The organism is Sulfuricella denitrificans skB26 (assembly GCF_000297055.2).
Taxonomy (GTDB): Bacteria; Pseudomonadota; Gammaproteobacteria; order Burkholderiales; family Sulfuricellaceae; genus Sulfuricella; species Sulfuricella denitrificans.
Genome location: NC_022357.1, coordinates 1,747,501 through 1,763,673 on the forward strand (window position 1 = coordinate 1,747,501; position 16,173 = coordinate 1,763,673).

Here is a 16,173-nt window from a genome sequence, read left to right on the forward strand (position 1 = left end):
TCCTTATTAAAACCAGCACGCCAGTGCAACCCAACCCGTTGATGAATAAATAAAACACTATCATGTCAGGCCATATTGCCATGGAATCGACTTCCGCAACCCATTCCACTTTATTGAAATATGCTCTATATTTAACGCTTAAAGCTTGCGTTTCCACATCTGAACGGTCGCATATTTTCAGCGCATATCTGGATGACCGTCCATATCGTGCATATTTATAGTCTCAACACGTCGACCGGAGCGCTAAACCAAGCGCCAAACTACAAAATATCTGAAATTAGACCTAAACGCGGCACAACCAATGTAGGCAACGAAATCAAGCAAAAGCTAACCGGACAAAATTATCGAAATTTCTTATATAACAATAAAAAGAATGGATAACCCCCTTTTTGCATCCATGCTATTCTTCGACGACTTAACAAGTGTTGCTACTTAAAATGGAGAATATAAATCATGTCTAAACTTGTAAGACCGCATGGCGGAGGAGAACTCAAACCACTGCTATTAAGTGGCGAGACTTTGAAGCAGGAGCTAGCACGCGCCCAGGCAATGCCTAAGGTGCGCATGAGTTCACGCGGAACAGGCGATCTTATAATGTTAGGCATCGGAGGCTTCACGCCTCTCGATGGCTTCATGACACATGCTGACTGGCAGGGTGTATGTGATGGCTACAAAATGGCCAATGGCCTGTTTTGGCCCATTCCTGTTACCTTGTCGACCGACGACGAGAACGTCAAGGTTGGCGACGATGTCGCCCTGGTGGACGGTGAAAGCGGCGAGATCATGGGTACCATGAAAGTGACCGAGAAGTACACCATCGACAAAGCACATGAATGCATGGAGGTCTACAAGACCACTGACATGGAGCACCCTGGGGTCAAGATGGTAATGGCTCAGGGCAAATACAACCTGGCCGGCTCGGTCAAGGTATTGTCCACCGGCGGCTTCAAAGAAAAGTACGGCGACCAGTTCATGACTCCCGCCGAGACCCGTGCCAAGTTTGAACAAATGGGCTGGTCCAAGATCGCCGCCTTCCAGACCCGCAACCCGATGCACCGCTCGCACGAGTACCTGGCCAAGATCGCCATCGAAACCATGGACGGCGTGCTGGTCCACTCACTGCTGGGCGCGCTGAAGCCGGGTGACATACCCGCCGATGTCCGCTCCGAAGCCATCAGCACCCTGGTTGACAACTACTTTGCCCCCAACACCGTGATCCAGGCCGGCTACCCGCTGGACATGCGCTATGCAGGCCCACGCGAAGCGCTGTTGCACGCCCTGTTCCGCCAGAATTATGGCTGCTCGCATTTGATCGTCGGTCGTGACCACGCTGGCGTGGGCGATTACTACGGCCCCTTCGACGCCCAGAAGATTTTCGACGAAATTCCCAAGGGTTCACTCGAAACCTTGAATATGAATATCGACTGGACCTTCTGGTGCAACAAGTGTGGCGGCATGGCCTCGCAACGCACCTGTCCTCACACCAAGGACGACCGCATTCTGTTGTCTGGCACAAAAGTGCGCTCAATGCTTTCTGAAGGCCAAGACCTGCCGGTCGAATTCAGCCGCCCCGAAGTCGCCAAGGTGTTGCAGAAGTACTACGCAGGCCTGAGTGCTGAAGAGAATGTCAAGGTTGAGCTGAAAGGCCATTCCGCAAAATAGTTTTTTATGGTTGGCCGGTTACGCAAGTAACTGGCCTTTGTTAATAGTAGTACTGTGATAACTACGAGGAGTAGAAGCAATGCCAACATTTGTACGTACAGAAAAATGTGATGGCTGCAAAGGTCAGGACAAAACTGCTTGCATGTATATTTGCCCCCACGATCTGATGAAGCTGGATAAAGATGGTTCCGAAACCGGTCACGCCATGAAGGCGTTCAACCAGGAACCGGAACAGTGCTGGGAGTGCTACTCCTGCGTGAAGATTTGCCCACAAAATGCGATCGAAGTCCGTCACTACGCCGATATGGTTCCTCTGGGCGGCTCCGTGCAACCATTGCGCGGTACTGACTCCATCATGTGGACCATCAAATTCCGTAATGGCAGCATGAAGCGTTTCAAATTCCCAATCCGTACCACCCCGGAAGGCTCCATTGATTGCTACGGCGGCAAGCCTGAGGCGGTCATGGCGAACATCACCAAGGCTGGTTTCTTCAACCAAATGAATGGCTTCCGCGCTGGCAACCCCGCTGAACTGATCCGCAAGTAAGATCAGCAAAACGGTAATTGATATAACGAACATTGAAAGGTAAATGCAATGTCTGGAACTTTTGGAAATCCTGAAGTAATTCAAGAAGAAGTTGACATTCTTCTGATTGGTGGCGGTATGGCCTGCTGCGGCGCCGCTTACGAAATCATGCGCTGGGCTGACGCCGCCAAGGCTGAGTCCGGTATTGATCTGAAAATCAAGCTGGTCGACAAAGCGGCCATGGATCGCTCCGGCGCCGTGGCTCAAGGTCTGTCCGCAATCAACACCTACATCGGTGATACGCAGGATCCTGCGGATTACGCCCGTATGGTGTCCAACGACCTGATGGGTATCACCCGCGACGACTTGGCCTACGATCTGGGCCGCGTTGTTGATGAATCCGTCCACCTGTTCGAAGAATGGGGCCTGCCAATCTGGAAGCTGGACGAAAACGGCGAGCGTCATGACGGCTCCGTTGACATGCCCAAGCTGAAAGACGGCGGCAAGCCTGTTCGTTCCGGCAAATGGCAGATCATGATCAACGGCGAATCCTACAAGTGGATCGTTGCTGAAGCCGCCAAAAAAGCCCTCGGCATGGATCGCATTCAGGAACGTATCTTCATCGTCAAGCTGGTGAACGACAAGAACGATCCTAAGCGCATCGCTGGTGCTGTTGGTTTCTCCACACGCGACCACAAAGTCATTGTGTACAAGTTCAAGGCCTGCCTGCTGGCTGCCGGCGGTTGCGTGAACCTGTTCCGCCCCCGTTCCGTTGGTGAAGGCCAAGGTCGTGCTTGGTATCCGGTCTGGAACTCTGGTTCCACCTACTCCATGGCCGCCGAAGCTGGCGCAGAGCTGACCATGATGGAAAACCGTTTCGTGCCTGCCCGTTTCAAAGACGGTTACGGCCCGGTTGGCGCCTGGTTCCTGCTGTTCAAGGCCCAAGCCGTCAACGCCAATGGCGAAGTCTACATGGTTCGTAACAAAGAGATGCTGAACGACTACCCGCCTTATGGCCAAGCAGCCGTTCCCGCCTCCTGCCTGCGTAACCACCTGATGCTGCATGAGATGAAGGAAGGTCGCGGCCCGATTTACATGGACACCGTGTCCGCCCTTGCAAAACTGCGTGAGACCCTGTCCCCACGCGAAGTAAAGCATCTGGAAGCAGAAGCCTGGGAAGACTTCCTTGACATGTGTATCGGCCAGTGCGGCGTCTGGGTGGGTGAGAACATCGAACCGGAGAAGAAGAATTCCGAATTGATGCCCACCGAACCCTACCTGCTCGGCTCCCACTCCGGTTGCTGCGGTATCTGGGTATCCGGTCCTGAAGATGTCGGCGCACCGACCTCCGAAGATCACGCAGACGCTGGCAAGATTCCAGCTCACCTGCCAAGCGGCTGGAACTGGGGCTACCGCTCCATGACCACCGTCAAGGGTCTGTTCACCGCCGGCGACGGCGTGGGCGCATCCGGCCACAAATTCTCCTCCGGCTCACACGCTGAAGGCCGTATGTGCGCCAAATCGATGGTCAAGTACTGCATCGACAACAAGGACTGGAAACCAGAACTGGATACCTCTGCCGACGAACTAGTCGCGCAAATCTACCAGCCTGTGCGTAACTTCCTGGAGCACAAGGATTACTCAACAGCTATCGACGTGAACCCTAACTACATCACGCCGAAAATGCTTCAATTCCGCCTGCAAAAGATCATGGACGAGTACGTTGCTGGCGTTGCCACCTACTACACGACCAACGACAAAATGCTGGCCGTTGCTGAAGAGAAGCTGGGCATGCTGAAGGAAGACGCAATGAAGATGCGTGCGAAAGACCTGCACGAACTGTTGCGTGCATGGGAAAACTACCATCGCATCCTGACGGCTGAAGCCCACATGAAGCACATCCAGTTCCGCGAAGAATCCCGTTACCCGGGCTTCTACTACCGCATGGACAAAAACTTTGTCGATGAGGAAAACTGGAAGTGTTTCGTAAACTCCGTCTACGACAAAACCACCCACAAGTGGACTGTGTTCAAGCGTAAGCATGTCGATATCGTCGACAAATCCAAGCTGTTCAAGCCTGCCGCTCACTAAGGTAGTTGCGAATAGCTGTAGCAAACTAAAACCGGGCGCCTCACGGCGCCCGGTTTTTCATTCTGTAAGACCGTTAAAACCGTTTTGGCATCATGGACGGCAAGATAATTAGTTTCATGCAACTCTGCGCACATGGCAGAGTCTAATTTTTTTTTGCAGAGCACCAATGAGGTAAGAATGATGGAAAATATTATCAATGAATCCCCCTTTGTCCCCAGCCCGGTTATACCAACCTCATACGATGGCTCGAAGGTGATCCAGTTTCGTTGCCATAAGGAAATCGCTTGCTTCAACGCCTGCTGCAAGAATATCGACATCACCCTCACCCCCTACGACATCCTGCGCCTGAAGCGCCGACTGGATCTGACTTCTGGCGAATTCCTGCTGGGCTTCACCGAACCCTACGAAATGGACAAGGACAGCATCGCCGGCGTCAAATTCAAGCCCGTAGATGGTGGAACAGCATGTCAGTTCATGACTGACGAGGGATGCAGCGTCTATGAAGACCGTCCCACTGCCTGCCGCTACTACCCCGTAGCTCTAGTCTCGATGCGTAAGCAGAACGAGAACACCGACACACATTCCTACGCCTTGGTTGAAGAAGCCCACTGCTTTGGGCATAAAGAAGATCGTTCCCTGACTATCGACGAATACCGCCACGAGCAAGGCCTGGAAGACTATGACGAACAAGGCCGCGGCTGGCGCCAACTGATCCTGAAGAAGAAATCTTCCGGCCCGACCGTCGGAGCGCCATCCAAGCGAAGCCTGCAACTGTTTTTCATGGCCTGCTACGATCTCGATCGTTTCCGCGATTTCGTCTTCAGCGATTCATTCAACGAAGTGTATGACTTATCTGACGACCTCAAAAAAACGCTTGCCGAGGACGAAATTGAACTCATGCAATTTGGCTTCCGTTTTCTCCGGCAGGTCATGTTCAGCGAAGAAAGTATTGCCGTGAAAGCCGATGCCTTTGACAAACGCCTGGCAAAAAAACAGGAACGTGAGGCAGCGGGCCTTATATCCAGCGAACCGGCACCAGAAATTACTCCAGACTCACCTTACGACCACCCTGAGTGCGGTTGCGACTGAGGCTATCACGTGCAATCTCGCGCCCTGACCAGTGAAGAATATTACGTCGAATCGGAGCCTTATTACGAGGCCACCGGCGACGAAATCGCCATTTTTGAGGCCGCATATCAAAATAAGCTACCCGTATTGCTCAAGGGACCGACCGGGTGCGGCAAGACTCGTTTCATGGAATACATGGCATGGAGGCTGAAGCGCCCCCTGATTACGGTTTCCTGTCATGATGACCTGACCGCCTCCGACCTGGTCGGACGCTTTCTGATCAAGGGTGGGGAGACGGTATGGGTAGATGGTCCGCTCGCCCGCGCCGTGCGAGCCGGAGCAATCTGCTATCTGGATGAAATCGTGGAAGCGCGGAAGGATGCCATTGTGGTGATCCATCCCCTCGCCGATGACCGCCGCGTACTGCCGATGGAAAAACTGGGCACCCTGTTGCAGGCCAACGACGACTTCTGCCTGGCGATTTCTTACAACCCTGGCTACCAGAGCGTACTCAAGGATCTCAAGCAAAGCACCCGGCAACGTTTTGTTGCCCTGGAATTCGATTACCCCAGTGCAGACCTGGAACGCAAGATTGTTGCCAAGGAGTCCGGCGTAGACACCGCACTGGCTGAAAAGCTGGTCAAATTCGCTCACATGACCCGTAATCTCAAAGGCAGCGGCCTGGATGAAGGCGCCAGCACCCGCCTTCTGGTGCATGCAGGTAAGCTCATCGCTTCCGGCGTGGAACCGATTGCCGCCTGTCGCAGCGCCATTGCCCAGGCAATTACCGACGATGCTGAAATGCTGGCAGCAGTTCGAGAACTTTCTACTTCGCTTTTCTAGCACATGGCGGATAACCACCCGTTATCGGCCGAACAGATCAGACAGGCTCTGGAACAGTGGCTGGAGGTGGAATTTACCTTTATTCAGGTAGAAGATCTGGCCTCCTCGATTGTATCCCTGCCTCGTGAAGATCAGGACTTCCTGCTTGGCTGGGTAAGGCGCATTGCCACCACCAACATCCAGATCGCGCACCAATTCGCCCTCCGTGCCATTAGCCAGCTCGCTCACATGGACCGGCGCATGATCGAAGCCTGGGCATTGCATGCCATGGACACCTATGACCGAGCCGGATCAAGCCCCGCTTTCAAGGTAATCAACGAGCTGGACAACTTCGCCCAACTCAGTCACGAACATGCCGCAGGCGCACTATTCGAAGAGGTTGGCGGTATTCTGCTGACTTTCGTGCGCGGGCTTTCGGGGCGCCATCTCAAGCTGGAAAAAGGTGAAGCGGCCTATACTGACAGCGAAACCCTGTTTCTGCCTGCCGTGGTCGCCCAGATGCGAGAGGCGGCGGATAACTTCAAGCTGTGCAAGGCCATGGTGGCTCTGCTATGGGCACAGACCCGTTACGGCACCTTCCGCATCAACCTGACCGAAGCACTAAAACCCTACCCGGATAGCGACAAAGCGCTGAAGCAGTTTCACGCCCTGGAAACCCTGCGCCTAGAAGCCTGTATCGGCCGCGAGCTTCCTGGCCTGTACCGGGAAATGCAACGCCTCAAAACCGAGACTGGCGTGAGCCAGCCGGCTGGCTGGGAACACTATGCAGCCGATCTCGCCCGACCGGAAGCCAGCGTGGCCGACAGCCTCCGCCTTCTGGAGAGGGTTTATCCTGGCGCAACGCCCGATGCTGTCTGCTACCAGGGTGAGTTGCGGCTCGATGCCGTGGCCGCCAGTATTGCGGCACGGATAGAACGGGAAAAAATTCTGCTGCGAGTTAAATTGGCGATGGAGTTTGAAAAGCAAACCATCGAAATCCGCTCCGACGCTCCGAGTTTCGACGTTAAGCAGATAGCAGCAGACGACCGCAGTGATTTGCCTCGCATGGAAATTACTCTGGATGATGCGCCGATTGCACCGCCTGAAGGTGTGAACCAGCTACTCACCTCAATTTTTCTCGATCTGGGCGAAATCCCTCCCGAATATCTGGTTCCAGCAGGACCAGGCGAATACGACACATCCCTGTTTGAGGACAAAACCCAGGACCCTGATACGGTATGGCAGGGCACCTACCATGAGGAAGGGGCAAGCCTTTACCCGGAGTGGGATTTTGGCCGGCAGCACTACCGCAAGAACTGGTGCGTGCTGCGCGAGAAGGAGGTGAAACCGCTGAATGATGGATTTTTGCAGCAGACACTGGATAAACACAGCGGCCTGGTCAAACACTTGCGCCGCACCTTCGAGGCAATGCGCGACGAAAATCGGTTACTGAAGCGCGAACCGTCTGGCGATGAAGTGGATATTGATGCCTTGATCGAGGCATTGGCTGATGCCCGCGACGGTAGCGAAATGAGTGAACGTCTGTTCATGCGCATGCACCGCAGCGAGCGCAACATTGCGGTCATGTTTATGGTGGACATGAGCGGTTCGACCAAAGGCTGGATCAATGACGCGGAACGCGAATCCCTGATCCTGCTATGCGAAACGCTGGAACTACTGGGCGACCGCTACGCCATCTATGGCTTTTCCGGCATCACCCGCAAACGCTGCGAAATATTCCGCGTCAAAAGCTTTGACGAACCCTACGGAGAAATGGTGCAACGGCGCATCGCAGGCATCTCCCCGCAGGAATACACCCGCATGGGTGTCGCAATCCGCCATCTCTCCACCATTCTCAATGAAGTCGATGCACGCACCAAGCTCCTAATCACGCTCTCGGATGGAAAACCGGACGACTACCATGACGGCTATCGTGGCCAATACGGCATCGAGGACACCCGCATGGCACTGATCGAAGCCAAGCGTAGCGGCATCCACCCGTTCTGCATAACAATAGATACCGAAGGGCGAGACTACCTACCCCATATGTACGGCGCAGTGAACTACACTGTTATTGCTGACGTGAAAGAGCTTCCACTTAAAGTAACTGACATTTATCGACGATTGACGCGTTAAGTCTGTCGTATCAATTCATTTGACAGCGAATAAAAACTAGTGCAATATTTAGACATATTCTAAACCTAACACCACCAATCAAGGAGACTAAGCATGGCCGTTCTCGTAGGCAAAGCCGCACCAGATTTTACCGCCGCCACCGTAATGGGTAACAACAGCATTGAAGAAGGTTTCAATCTGAAGTCCCACATCAAGGGCAAGTACGCTGTAATCTTCTTTTACCCCTTGGACTTCACATTCGTATGCCCATCCGAACTGATCGCCTTTGACCATCGCCTGGACGAATTCAAGAACCGTGGCGTCGAAGTCATCGGTGTGTCCATCGACTCCCATTTCACCCACTTGGCGTGGAAAAACACTGCCATCAACAACGGTGGCATTGGCAAAGTTGCCTACCCTCTGGTAGCCGATATCAAGCACGAAATCTGCAAAGCTTATGATGTGGAAGCTGATGCTGGCGTAGCCTACCGTGGCTCTTTCCTGATCGACAAAAACGGCGTGGTCCGTCATCAGGTGGTCAATGACCTGCCACTGGGCCGTAACATCGATGAAATGTTGCGCATGATCGATGCACTGCAATTCACCGAAGAGCATGGCGAAGTCTGCCCAGCAGGCTGGAGCAAAGGCAAGGCCGGCATGAAAGCCGATACCAAAGGTGTTGCCGATTACCTGGCCAAGCACGCTGGCGAGCTGTAATCCAGCAAGCAAACCAAAGTAAGAAATAGAAAAAGGGGGCATTGCCCCCTTTTTCTATTTGTACGTTTAAATAGGAAGAAAAACCGCACTGGCCACACTCTGAATAGCACGTACGATGGTGCGGTTGGTCTTTTCTGCGATGATTCTGGCCAGAGTGTCCTGCTGCGCGATCAGCTTGCCGAATTCCCGCTCGAAGCTCATATTGCGGTTGCTTGCATCGTTTGCATTGCTGAGCAGAAACAACTCACCCCGACTATCACGCGTGCCACTCAGCTTCCAGACAGCGATCTCGACATTACGCGCACTATTGTAAAGTTTCTGCGGATCGAGTTCGTCGAGGACATAAAGTTCAGTCTTTTCATTGTAGGAGGCCATGATCATGGTTGCCATGCCCGCAATAAAAGCCAGCACCCGGTCCCCCTGATAGTTTTCCTGGAAGGCAAGATAGAAGCAATCGGCTCCACGTTTCCCATTCAATTCCGGAAAGCGCCAGTCATGCCCTGCATCAAATGCCCGAGCAATCGCGCTTTCCATCGATAGCTGCCCACCCTTCTTCCATTCGCGAGGGTTACGCCGATAGAGCTTTTCCATCAACGTGCGTAGATGGCTGAAGCTTTCCTGCTGGTGAATCTCGGCCACCGTATCGATATCGGTTTTTACAAAGGAGGAGAACTTCAGGTCGGATGAAACCGGGGGACGTTTCTTACCCTCTGTCCGGAGCGGTACAGGTACAGGTGCAGAAGCACAGGCAGTAAGAAAAACAACCAGGAAGGAAAGGAGCAAAGCGGTTTTTGCGTTCATCCTGTGCAAGCGCTATTTAAGTGATGCACAGTATAACTGTTTGCCACTCCCGCAGAAAGTTCACTAACAGAAGATGACGCGATACATGACCAACGTAAAGCCAGTACCCTACGGGTGGATCAAGCCGCCAATCCGACCCTGCCCTTTCCCAGCGCCATCTCAATGACTCGATCAAAATCACGATAAAATGGCTTATGCAGAAAAAAACAATGGCGGTTGCTTGTATCGTTACAGTCGTGGCACAAACCGCACAGGGATTCACACTTGAATACTTTTTTGATCGCATCCGGGGCATGTGTAGCCAGAATCACCAGCCGAGTATCAAGTTTAACGGCTTTGATCTTGTCAACTAATGCAAACTCTATTATCAGTGGCGATAGCATATCGACAATTACCAGCGACCAATGATCAGGGTTGCTCTGATAGGCCTGCAATGCCACTGAAGGCTCAGTGAAATACCTGGCGCTCACACCATCCTGATGGGCAAGTATCTCTAAATAAAGGCATGTTGACACATCATCACTAACAATCATGAAATTCATTTTCTCCCCTTCCACACACATCCCCATTACCTCGAATAAGTAATTCAAGTTTAATGCCGGATTTAAAAAAACCCATCGGGGGAAGAATAATTGTGTGGCGGGCAATGCCCGAATAGTCGATAGGGAGAAATACGATGATTGACTAGTGGAATCCCCTAGCCGGAAAAAATCAGCTGATTTATCGTGATGCTATCGATAGCATCCGTGAGCCTCACGAAGCGCTCCCTAAACCTTTCCGACTAAACGACTGTGCCTCATTCCGGATAATGGTGCTTGCCGACGCTCACACGCTTCGCCTGCAATCCCTCGGCAGCAGCTTCCTCCAGAAACTGCACTTCGCTACCGACTTCGAGTTTGTCAAAATCAGGATGGCTTACGTTATCCCGGCTGAAATAAAGTTCATCACCATCCGGTGTGTCGATGAAACCAAAACCCTCTTCCGGAAATAGTCTGGCTATATGTCCATGCCGCGGTGATTCATGAATTTTAGTATCGCCATGCTGACGCCGCCCGTAATCCTCCAACTGACGCCTTGCCGCATCGAACGTATCTCGCAACGCCACATAAAGGTCTTCATGCAGGTCGCGATTGACCACCAATTCCGCACCAGGAACAGAGATATCGAGCCGCACATTAAAAAGCTTGCCTTGGTGTTTATGTTTTCCCGCAAATTCGAGCGTAATTTTGCAGCCAACAATGCGGGAATTGAATAACTCCAGCTTCTCCACCTTCTCCCTGATATGAGCCTCCACCGCCTCGGAATGAGGCATATCGCGCATGACTATTTGGATTGGGCGTTGCATGGTCATACCTCCTTAAATTTAATCTCTTACACGGGCCGCCTTGGGCAAAAATGGGTTCCAGTTTTCAATATAGAGCATTTAGGGAGAACGATGGGCAAGCGACCTTTTATCCCCTATCCATCCAGACTGCCAACCCTTGGGCATTGAGCTCGATATCGTTCTCCAGCAAAGTGAGGGCTTCATCATGACTAAGCCTGCACCCATGCGCATTAAGACGTTCCAGCAAATAGTTCCCCAGTCCTTCAACCAAGCGTTGATGGCGCACCGCCCCGGTGTCACGTACTCCCTCTGCAATATCCACGAAATCGTCCAGCGTGCGGTGAAGGTCATCCGCGAGACGTGACAATTGAGTCACTCGACCATAGTGGGTCAGGTAAGCAGCGCGGGGATGGTGTGACATGATCAGATCTATGGAATCATGCGCTGCCTCAGGCTCGAACTGCACGGGGGTGGTCGTAGGAAAGATAAATTCCCGCCCATCGACATCAAACTCACGGTAAGAAATCCCGAAAGTGTCACCGGTAAAAACGCCCTTGCTGCGCTCATCAAAAACACAGAAATGATGGCGGGCATGGCCAGGCGTATCGAGGAACAACAGCCTCCGGCCATTCAGATCCAGAGTGAATCCATGCGACGCCTCGATCACACGATTGGCTGAAACCGGCACGATTTCTCCATAGGCACGGCGAAAACTTTCCTTGCCGTAAACCGCGACCGAGCCCGCCACCAGTTTAGTCGGATCGATCATGTGGCGCGCCCCGCGCGGATGCACTACCAGCATTGCCTCGGGAAACAAGCGCATCATCTCGCCCGCACCCCCCGCGTGATCGAGGTGGACGTGGGTCACGATCACATAAGCGATATTTTCCGGGCGCAGGTTTTTCCGCTGCATCGCCTCCAGCACCCCGGGAACCGAGCAATTTGTCCCGGTGTCGATAAAAGCCGCCTTATCGCCTTCGACCAGTAAGTGGATCGCGGCAAGGCCGGGTCGGATGTGTTGAGCGTCTATCGCGGCAATTCCGTCATCGTAATCCTGGAGGGTTTCAGTCATGTTTAGTCGCTCTTCCAATGAAACATGTAATTAACGGTAGTACAATTCTATATCTGGAGAGTAAAAATACCATGACTACCATCCGCCAAGAAGACTTAATCGCCAGCGTCGCCGACGCACTGCAATACATTTCCTACTACCACCCGCTCGATTACATCAAGGCGCTGGGTGAAGCCTACGAACGGGAGGCCTCCCCCGCCGCCAGGGACGCTATCGCCCAGATCCTCACCAACTCGCGCATGAGCGCGACAGGCCACCGCCCGGTCTGCCAGGACACCGGCATCGTGGTGGCCTTCATCAAGGTCGGCATGGAAGTGCGTTGGGAATCGCAAATGAGCGTCTCCGACATGGTTAACGAAGGCGTACGCCGCGCCTACCTGAACCCGGACAACGTGTTGCGCGCCTCAGTAGTGGCCGACCCTGCCGGTACGCGCAAGAACACCCGCGACAACACCCCGGCGGTGATCCACTACGAGATCGTTCCCGGCGACAAAGTCGAAATCACACTCGCGGCCAAGGGCGGCGGCTCGGAGAACAAAGCCAAGTTCGTCATTCTCAACCCGTCGGACAGCCTCGTCGACTGGGTGCTGAAAACCGTTCCCACCATGGGCGCGGGCTGGTGCCCGCCGGGAATCCTGGGCATCGGCCTCGGCGGCACCGCGGAAAAAGCCATGCTGCTCGCCAAGGAAGCCTTGATGGAGCCAGTCGACATCCACGAGCTGCAAGCGCGCGGACCTCAAAACCGGATGGAGGAACTGCGACTAGAATTATTTGAAAAAGTGAACGCGCTGGGCATCGGTGCGCAGGGCTTGGGCGGCCTCACCACCGTAGTGGATATCAAGATCAGGGAGTACCCGACCCATGCCGCCGGTTTGCCGGTGGGAATGATCCCAAACTGCGCCGCCACCCGCCACATCCACTTCACCCTCGACGGCAGCGGCCCGGCCGTGCTGATCCCGCCCAATCTCGACGAATGGCCGAAGGTGGACTGGCAGCCTGCTCCCGATGCACGCCGCGTCAACCTCGACACCGTCACGCGCGAGGAGCTCGCCGGCTGGAAGCCGGGCGAAGCCCTGCTCCTGTCGGGCAAGCTGCTCACTGGGCGTGACGCCGCCCACAAGCGCATCGCCGACCTGTTCGCCAAAGGGGAAAAGCTGCCTGAAGGCGTGGACTTCAACAATCGCTTCATCTACTACGTCGGCCCCGTCGACCCGGTACGCGACGAAGTAGTCGGCCCGGCCGGCCCTACAACGGCGACACGCATGGACAAGTTCACCGACATGATGCTGGATAAAACTGGCCTGATCGGCATGATAGGCAAAGCCGAGCGCGGCCCGGCTGCAATCGAAAGCATCAGGAAGCACAAGGCGGTTTACCTGATGGCGGTGGGCGGTGCGGCCTACCTCGTGGCCAAGGCGATCAAGGCTTCCAGAGTGCTGGCCTTCGCCGACTTGGGCATGGAAGCGATCTACGAATTCGAGGTCAAGGACATGCCGGTCATCGTGGCGGTGGATGCCAACGGCACGTCTGTACACAACACCGGGCCAGCCGAATGGCGCATGAAAATCGGCAAGATCCCGTTGGCAAAACATGATTAACCGCTAAGGACGCAAAGGATTTCCTGAATTGTTTTCCTTTGCGTTACCTGGCGTCCTTTGCGGTAAATAAGCCATGCTTGAACCCGCCATCAAATCTACCCTCACCCTGCCGACGCAGGAGGTCTACTACCGCCTCTACCGCTTCGACAGCGCACCCTCGCGCCGACTGCTGCTGCTCCATGGCGGCGGCGTAGCAGGCAAAATCACCTGGGGCGCCATTCTGCCCCATTTAAAACACTGGAACGAAATCCTGGTTCCCGACCTGCGCGGCACCGGCAGGACCCGCTACCTCGACCACAAGGAACACGGTTTCGAAGGCGAGGAAGTCGTGGCCGATCTCGCGGCCCTGCTCGACCATCTGGCCTGGAGCGAATTCGATCTGGGCGGCTACTCCTATGGCGGAATGATCGCCATGCTGCTCAAGGCCTCCCGCCCGTCAGCGGTGGGTAAAACCTACCTGATCGAACCCGCCCTGCTGGTCAAAATGAATGATGAGGAATCGACCCGTTCGCACGAGATGATCCTGCATGCCGCCAAGCGACTACGCGATCTGGAAAACATAGGCGAAGGGCTGGAATTGTTCCTCGATGCCATCTCTCCCCAGCGCATCCGTGGCTCGAAGAACGAGGAAATCATCCGTGAACGTCTATCCCACCGCCCGGCTGGGCTGGCCAGCGCCATTGAGTGTGTATCCCACGCCGCCAAACAGCTTGATCGTACCGCCCTGATCGCTGCACAAGCCAATGTCAGCAGCTTCATCGGCGGGCGCTCCCACCCCGAGATCTACCGCCGTTGCCGGGAGATTGCTGCAATCCGGAACGACTGGACCTGCCACCTGATACAGGGCGCAGATCACGCACTGCCGTTCCAGAAACCGGAGTTAATTGCCGAATTGATGAATACCGACTCGAACCGGAGCAAAACATGAACAGCCGCATAACCCTGAGCATCCTGGCAGCCATTCTTGCCGTGTCCACCCTCTATTTGACGGTGTTTCGCAGCGACCCGCTAGTAGAGGCCCTCAATCAGGCCATCCAGGCGAATGGCAGCCCGGAGCTAAAAAAATACCCCTACCCCTTCAAAGTATTGCGGATGGAAGGCACTGCCGCCGTGATGAACACGCCCCGCTCTCCTGCCATGCCGGTGTATCGGATGATCGGGGCCATCGACCCGGCGCTCAGAGGCAAGGCGCCGGACAATCCGGATTTCGTCGCGGCTGAAAAGGCACTGGCGAAAATCCAGTCAGAAGCGCGGCAGATCGTCCTGTCCCAGCCCGGCGTAACCGATGTGAAATGGGAACTCGACAAGAACTGGCTGATCAGCCACCAGATTGCTCTGGATTAAGTGGCCGCTATCGCGCGATTGTCCAGGAAGAGCTGTTCACCGCCCGCCCCGCCTCTCGCCCAACCGCGCTGCTCGATTGCACATCGGGTCGGATTGGAATCCACGGATTCAACTACGCTGCATCCAAGCTACATGGTGCTTGCTGAATCGTCATCAACTCAAAAAAGTAGCACCCAATAAATAATTGAACATCATCCTCGCCGAAACGCTACTCGCCATCCTGCGCGCCCACCCAGACGGCCTCACCGAGCATGACCTGATTCGCAAGCTGGCCCACGATGACCCCGCCTTCGGCCCTGACGCCTACACCAACGAGCTTTCCCTGTTCCAGTGCCACTTCATCCTGTTCCACCACCTCTACCGCCTGCGGGACATGCTGTGGAATGAGCGACAAGGCGACCTCGCCATTCATTGCCTGAAGATCGTGCTGCACCCATGCCCGGATGGCACTGACCTCCTGCCCACCACCCCCGACCCGTTGCTGGCCTACTACCTCGACCTCACCCACCTGGAAAAAACCGGCAAGCAGGAAGTCCTGGAAATGCTCGACGCCTTCTGGCTACGCTTCGTCCGCAATGACCGGCGCGCCGAAGCCCTCGCCGAGTTGGGGCTCGCCGACCCGGTGGATTATCCTGAGATCAAGCGCCGCTATCGGGAACTGGCGATGGAACATCACCCCGACCGGGGCGGCGAGATGGAAAAACTCCAAGCCATCAACGCTGCCATGGGGCTGCTGGAGCCGCTTCTAGGACGGTAATACCATACCTTGGTCTAGATTGGCGGGCGGATACTGGCTGCGGCTGCAGCATGGAATATTCCCTTGTCGTAAACAGGGGAAATGCCTATAGTGGCCGAATGATCTTGTATCCGTAGCCCCCCGTGTTACATGAACGGGGCCGTAACTGAAAGCAGTTTGGCGGAACACACGCATGAAGGTTTTTTGAGGGTTTTTAGGATGATAAAAAACAGTAACATATTGTAATAACACATGTAATTTATATTCTGATATATATTTTAGCCATCACTTTGATGC

15 protein-coding genes are annotated in these 16,173 nt (G+C 54.4%); 11 read left to right on the forward strand and 4 right to left on the reverse strand.

Translation table 11 applies throughout. The features are described 5' to 3' along the window. Nucleotides 1–453 precede the first annotated feature (453 nt). From sat to SCD_RS08570, 7 genes are all read left to right on the forward strand, one after another. Nucleotides 454–1,662 carry a sulfate adenylyltransferase gene (gene sat, locus SCD_RS08540; protein WP_009204733.1) on the forward strand — a complete coding sequence of 403 codons (1,209 nt, stop codon included), beginning with the start codon at nucleotides 454–456 and terminating at the stop codon, nucleotides 1,660–1,662. Nucleotides 1,663–1,741: 79 nt separating this feature from the next. Then, nucleotides 1,742–2,209: an adenylyl-sulfate reductase subunit beta gene (gene aprB / locus SCD_RS08545; protein ID WP_041673408.1), complete on the forward strand. Its 468-nt coding sequence runs from the start codon at nucleotides 1,742–1,744 to the stop codon at nucleotides 2,207–2,209. Nucleotides 2,210–2,257: 48 nt separating this feature from the next. Next, complete coding sequence (gene aprA, locus SCD_RS08550; protein ID WP_009204735.1) at nucleotides 2,258–4,279, forward strand: adenylyl-sulfate reductase subunit alpha; 2,022 nt, start codon at nucleotides 2,258–2,260, stop codon at nucleotides 4,277–4,279. Nucleotides 4,280–4,456: 177 nt separating this feature from the next. After that, the gene (locus tag SCD_RS08555; protein WP_023506910.1) at nucleotides 4,457–5,368 is read left to right on the forward strand and encodes a YkgJ family cysteine cluster protein; all 912 of its coding nucleotides are present in this window, start codon (nucleotides 4,457–4,459) and stop codon (nucleotides 5,366–5,368) included. Nucleotides 5,369–5,377: 9 nt separating this feature from the next. Further along, nucleotides 5,378–6,190 (forward strand): CbbQ/NirQ/NorQ/GpvN family protein, encoded by an 813-nt coding sequence (locus tag SCD_RS08560; protein ID WP_009204737.1) that lies wholly within the window; start codon nucleotides 5,378–5,380, stop codon nucleotides 6,188–6,190. A gap of 3 nt (nucleotides 6,191–6,193) precedes the next feature. Next, nucleotides 6,194–8,305: a nitric oxide reductase activation protein NorD gene (locus SCD_RS08565; protein ID WP_009204738.1), complete on the forward strand. Its 2,112-nt coding sequence runs from the start codon at nucleotides 6,194–6,196 to the stop codon at nucleotides 8,303–8,305. 93 nt (nucleotides 8,306–8,398) lie between these two features. Continuing rightward, complete coding sequence (locus SCD_RS08570) at nucleotides 8,399–9,001, forward strand: peroxiredoxin (RefSeq protein WP_009204739.1); 603 nt, start codon at nucleotides 8,399–8,401, stop codon at nucleotides 8,999–9,001. 66 nt (nucleotides 9,002–9,067) lie between these two features. On the opposite strand, the gene SCD_RS08575 is transcribed toward SCD_RS08570, so the two are convergent. From SCD_RS08575 to SCD_RS08590, 4 genes are all read right to left on the reverse strand, one after another. Continuing rightward, complete coding sequence (locus SCD_RS08575) at nucleotides 9,068–9,802, reverse strand: hypothetical protein (RefSeq protein ID WP_009204740.1); 735 nt, start codon at nucleotides 9,800–9,802, stop codon at nucleotides 9,068–9,070. A gap of 119 nt (nucleotides 9,803–9,921) precedes the next feature. Continuing rightward, entirely contained in the window at nucleotides 9,922–10,344 is a 423-nt protein-coding gene (locus tag SCD_RS08580) for a DNA-binding transcriptional response regulator (RefSeq protein WP_023506911.1), read from the reverse strand. Between the two features lie 254 nt (nucleotides 10,345–10,598). Further along, the gene (locus SCD_RS08585; RefSeq protein WP_009204742.1) at nucleotides 10,599–11,153 is read right to left on the reverse strand and encodes an HPF/RaiA family ribosome-associated protein; all 555 of its coding nucleotides are present in this window, start codon (nucleotides 11,151–11,153) and stop codon (nucleotides 10,599–10,601) included. 100 nt (nucleotides 11,154–11,253) lie between these two features. Further along, complete coding sequence (locus tag SCD_RS08590; protein WP_009204743.1) at nucleotides 11,254–12,198, reverse strand: MBL fold metallo-hydrolase; 945 nt, start codon at nucleotides 12,196–12,198, stop codon at nucleotides 11,254–11,256. A 71-nt stretch (nucleotides 12,199–12,269) separates the two neighbouring features. Here SCD_RS08590 and SCD_RS08595 point away from each other — a divergent pair, with 71 nt between their 5' ends. The 4 genes from SCD_RS08595 to SCD_RS08610 all read left to right on the forward strand — a co-directional run bounded on the left by SCD_RS08595 (nucleotide 12,270) and on the right by SCD_RS08610 (nucleotide 15,897). Next, a complete protein-coding gene (locus tag SCD_RS08595; RefSeq protein WP_009204744.1) occupies nucleotides 12,270–13,796 on the forward strand; it encodes a fumarate hydratase in 1,527 nt (508 codons plus the stop codon). 73 nt (nucleotides 13,797–13,869) lie between these two features. Continuing rightward, nucleotides 13,870–14,724: an alpha/beta fold hydrolase gene (locus SCD_RS08600; RefSeq protein ID WP_009204745.1), complete on the forward strand. Its 855-nt coding sequence runs from the start codon at nucleotides 13,870–13,872 to the stop codon at nucleotides 14,722–14,724. Beyond that, nucleotides 14,721–15,140, forward strand: coding sequence for a hypothetical protein (locus SCD_RS08605; RefSeq protein WP_009204746.1), 420 nt, complete (start codon nucleotides 14,721–14,723; stop codon nucleotides 15,138–15,140). The genes SCD_RS08600 and SCD_RS08605 overlap by 4 nt, the downstream gene beginning before the upstream one ends. Before the next feature lie 184 nt (nucleotides 15,141–15,324). Further along, nucleotides 15,325–15,897, forward strand: coding sequence for a DNA-J related domain-containing protein (locus SCD_RS08610; RefSeq protein WP_009204747.1), 573 nt, complete (start codon nucleotides 15,325–15,327; stop codon nucleotides 15,895–15,897). The last annotated feature ends 276 nt before the right edge of the window (nucleotides 15,898–16,173 follow it).